2 protein-coding genes and 3 tRNA genes are annotated in these 4,282 nt (G+C 40.7%); 3 read left to right on the top strand and 2 right to left on the bottom strand.

Annotated elements, in window-relative coordinates; genetic code table 11:
- From MTF68_RS19620 to MTF68_RS19610, 3 genes are all read left to right on the top strand, one after another.
- Positions 1–76, top strand: a tRNA-Gly gene (locus MTF68_RS19620).
- Between the two features lie 19 nt (positions 77–95).
- A tRNA-Cys gene (locus MTF68_RS19615) sits at positions 96–169 on the top strand.
- A 37-nt stretch (positions 170–206) separates the two neighbouring features.
- Positions 207–293: transfer RNA gene (locus MTF68_RS19610), tRNA-Leu, on the top strand.
- 523 nt (positions 294–816) lie between these two features.
- On the opposite strand, the gene MTF68_RS19605 is transcribed toward MTF68_RS19610, so the two are convergent.
- Positions 817–2,412, bottom strand: coding sequence for a BCCT family transporter (locus MTF68_RS19605; RefSeq protein ID WP_248463410.1), 1,596 nt, complete (start codon positions 2,410–2,412; stop codon positions 817–819).
- Positions 2,413–2,595: 183 nt separating this feature from the next.
- Complete coding sequence (locus MTF68_RS19600; protein ID WP_024033645.1) at positions 2,596–4,011, bottom strand: sodium:alanine symporter family protein; 1,416 nt, start codon at positions 4,009–4,011, stop codon at positions 2,596–2,598.
- Positions 4,012–4,282: the final 271 nt, after the last annotated feature.

Genomic DNA, 4,282 nt, shown 5'->3' with positions numbered 1-4,282 from the left:
GCGGCACTAGCTCAGTTGGTAGAGCGCGACCTTGCCAAGGTCGAGGTCACGAGTTCGAGCCTCGTGTGCCGCTCCAAATTATTTGGAAGCGTTAAGGCGGAATGGCAGAGTGGCCATGCAGCGGATTGCAAATCCGTCCACCTCGGTTCGACTCCGGGTTCCGCCTCCATTTAATTACTCCACATGCTTTAAATAGCAAACTCGATGCCCGAGTGGTGGAATTGGTAGACACAAGGGATTTAAAATCCCTCGACTAACAAGTCGTGCCGGTTCAAGTCCGGCCTCGGGCACCACTTTTACTAAAGTCCTTTTAGTAAATTAAATACTCCCTATTTTTAAATAAACATCCATTTTTTATATAACAATCACTTTGTTTATGTTTTTGCCTATTCCTTAAAGATTAATAGCAATTGGCTTAATCAAGTGACTAATTTTGAGGCAGACAATCGTGCTTAAAGCAAAGCATACGTATTGTTACACGTTAGCGTTAGTTGATTAAACCTACATTACTTTTCCTATATCCCTTTGCTGCTGCCGTCTAAATCCAATTCAGTTCATCAATCAATTTTGCATACATGCGCGACTACCTGATGATATAAACTTGATAGCTAAAGGTGTAACTAATAGCGCTTGGTTATTATGCGCTGATATGTGCGCTCTATTTATTTAAAACAACGTGTTTTAGAGGTGTATTGCCAAAGCTAAACAGTTTGATAATTAAATACGGTCGTTAATGTATTAGCTGAAGTGTAGGTAAGGGAGGAAATAAAGTGCAAAGCAAAGCGACACAAAGCCGCTTTGCTAAAGTACATAATGCTATAACTTTGTTTGTGCCTTATAAATAGGGTATTCGCTCATTAAACCTTGAATAAGCGCCACGCACATTAAAATAAGCACAATTGAGAAAGGTAACGCAGTGGTTACTACTCCAGATTGCAGAGCCTGCAAGGCTTGAGAGCCACCTACCCACAGTAATACGGCGGCTATTGCCCCTTCAATCGATGCCCAAAATATACGTTGTGGTACCGGCGCATCAATTTTTCCGCCAGCGGTTATGCCATCTATTACAAGTGAGCCAGAATCAGAAGAGGTAATAAAAAACACTAAAACAAGCACAATTGAGATCACACTAATAAGGCCACTAAGCGGAAGCTGCTCATAAACCTGAAATAGCGTCACAGAGATATCGGTTAACCCGTTTTGCCCAAGTGGGCCTACTTTATCAATAATTTGTGAAATCGCTAAATTACCAAATACCCCCATCCACACTAAGCTTAATAGTGTTGGCAGGCCAATGACGACTAATAAAAATTCTCGCACGGTACGGCCTCTAGAAACGCGGGCAATAAACATTCCTACAAACGGCGACCACGATATCCACCATGCCCAGTAAAATACTGTCCAGGCATGCATCCAGTCTTCATCTTCACGGCCAAACGGATTACTAAGCGGAACCATATGTTCTACATATGCACCAAAAGTAAACCATATTGCTGTGATTGAGTCACTAAAAGTAAGCGATATTATGGCTACAAGTAAAATAAATGCACATATGAGATTGATGTTACTAAGTACTTTCACACCCCCTTCAATGCCTTTAATAACAGAAACAATAGCAATACAGGTAACGAGTGCTATAACTGTAATTTGAAAAGCGGTGCCGTAGTCAGTGCCCATTAAATAATTAATACCACTTGTTGCTTGCTGTGCCCCTAAACCAAGAGACGTTGCTAAACCAAAAAGCGTGGAAAGTACAGCAAGTATATCAATAACATGACCCAGCCAACCCCAAGCACGATCGCCAAATAAGGGATAAAACACGGAGCGTATAGATAACGGAAGGCCTTTATTGTAAGCAAAAAACGCTAAGCTAAGTGCAACAATGGCATAAATTGCCCAACCATGTAAGCCCCAGTGATACATGGTGGCGCCCATGGCTAAAGAGTGAGCTTCTGGGGTATTTGGCTCTGCGTTCATTGGCATTAAGTACCAATCAGTATAATAGGCAGCGGGCTCTGCAACACCCCAAAACAGTAAACCTATCCCCATTCCTGCGGCAAATAACATTGCCAGCCATGAGAGATAACCATGTTCAGGTTTTGCATCAACACCCCCTAAGCGAATTTTACCAAGAGGGGAGAGCGCAAGTGCAAAGCAAAATAATACGAAACCATTAGCAATCAACATGAAGTAGCTATCAAATTTATTGATAATGGCATCTTTAGTTGAGGTAAGTGCTTCCCTGACAGCTTCAGGGTCAAGCAATAAGGTAAGGGCAACAAATAGTATGACTAAAAATGCGCTTATTCCAAACACTGGGTTATGAACATCAAACCCCCATTTTTGTACGTTATCTTGACCTACCTGATAATCGGTAGTGTCAATACTGTATTTGTTCAATTGGTCATCCATCATGACTCCTTTATATTATAGATAACAAACTTCAATTTTATAGTACGTAAGTAAATCAAAAAGCGCCTATTACTGATATTTAATTATGGTATATATCTCTGAAATACATTAATAAATTTTTATATAGTTTGAAAGGCAAAAAAAAGCGAGCTAATGCTCGCTTAATAATTTTTTAATTTAGCGTTACTTCCACGCGTTTGGATCAACCTCTTTGGCAAGCTTAGGGTGCTTGTCTTTGTCAAACGTAGGTAATACACCTTGCTTGTTTTGCGCGTTGTAATCTTTTGATAACCACACAACAACGCCTGAAAGCATAAACAGTGCAACCACGTTTACAATAGCCATTAGGCCCATAGAAATGTCAGCAAGTGTCCAAATAATACCTAGTTCACCAATAGCACCAAACATAACCATACCTAATACAAGTAATCTAAATATAAACATTCCTTTAGTAGAGTTGTGCTCTAAAAACATTAGGTTTGTTTCGGCATATGAGTAATTCGCGACAATAGAGGTAAATGCAAAAAACAAAATGGCAATGGCAATAAAGTAAGTACCCCAGTCACCTACGTGCTCTTGTAGTGCGGCTTGCGTTAACTCTATTCCTAATACACCCGATTCAGGCACAAGTTGATTAGACAGTAAGATTAATGAGGCAGTGGCTGTACAGATCACAATAGTATCTATAAATACACCTAGCATTTGCACATACCCTTGCGAGGCTGGGTGCGGTGGATAAGGTGTTGCCGTTGCTGCGGCATTGGCTGCGCTACCCATACCGGCTTCGTTCGAAAACAAACCGCGCTTAATACCTTGGATCATAGCCTGCGTTACACCATAGCCAATTGCACCGGCGCCTGCTTGCTCTAAACCAAAAGCGCTTTTTATTATAAGTACAATAACATCAGGCAGGGCAGTAAAGTTAATCGCACATACATATATAGCAACTAGCAAATAGGCAAGCGCCATAAATGGAACAACCATTTCGGCAAAACGTGATATTGTTTTTAATCCACCAAAAATAATGATGCCAGAGCCAATTACAAGTGCAATGCCTACTATATACTTAGGTACATCAAACGCTACTTCAAATGCGGCAGCAATAGAGTTTGACTGTACAGCATTAAATACCAGGCCAAAGGCTAAAATTAAGCATAATGAAAACAAGACACCCATCCAGCGTTTGCCTAAACCTCGTTCCATATAATAAGCAGGGCCGCCTCTAAAGTTGCCATCAGCGTCTTTAGTTTTATAAGCTTGCGCTAACGTACTTTCTGCAAAGCTAGTTGCCATACCTATTAAAGCAATCAGCCACATCCAAAATATAGCGCCAGGGCCACCTAAATAAAGTGCCACGGCAACACCGGCCATATTACCTGTTCCAACACGCGCCGCTAAAGAAGTACAAAAAGCCTGAAAAGAAGAAATCTCATCTCCACCACATTTACGTGAGCCAAACATAACTTTAAACATATGAGGGAATTGTACGAATTGAATAAAGCCTAACCGAATGGTAAAAAAGACACCTGCTGCTATTAATAAGTAGACGAGAACTTGGCCCCAAAGTAAGGCACTTATACTATTTATTATATCTGTCATGAATACTACCTAAGTACATGAGTTGAAAAAGTGCTGGCAACTTACCATAACAAATCAAAAGAGTTTAGTTTTAAAAGCAAAAAAGCAGTCTTATCCACAGGCTTTTGTGGGTAACATGTGTTTTTAATGTGAGGTTCTTATGGGTATAAATTAAATGCAATTTTATTCAATAAAACGCTTGCGTAAAAATCCGTTCTCCCTATAATGCGACCCCACTGAGACGGCAGAGCGCAACGCATAGCGAGGCACGAGCTACTCAGTGAGTTGAGTA

It is taken from the genome of Pseudoalteromonas sp. 2CM37A, assembly GCF_023161885.1.
Classification (GTDB): domain Bacteria; phylum Pseudomonadota; class Gammaproteobacteria; order Enterobacterales; family Alteromonadaceae; genus Pseudoalteromonas; species Pseudoalteromonas atlantica.
Note: the sequence above shows the minus strand (reverse complement) of the source record. Positions and strands in the feature narration are given on the sequence as shown.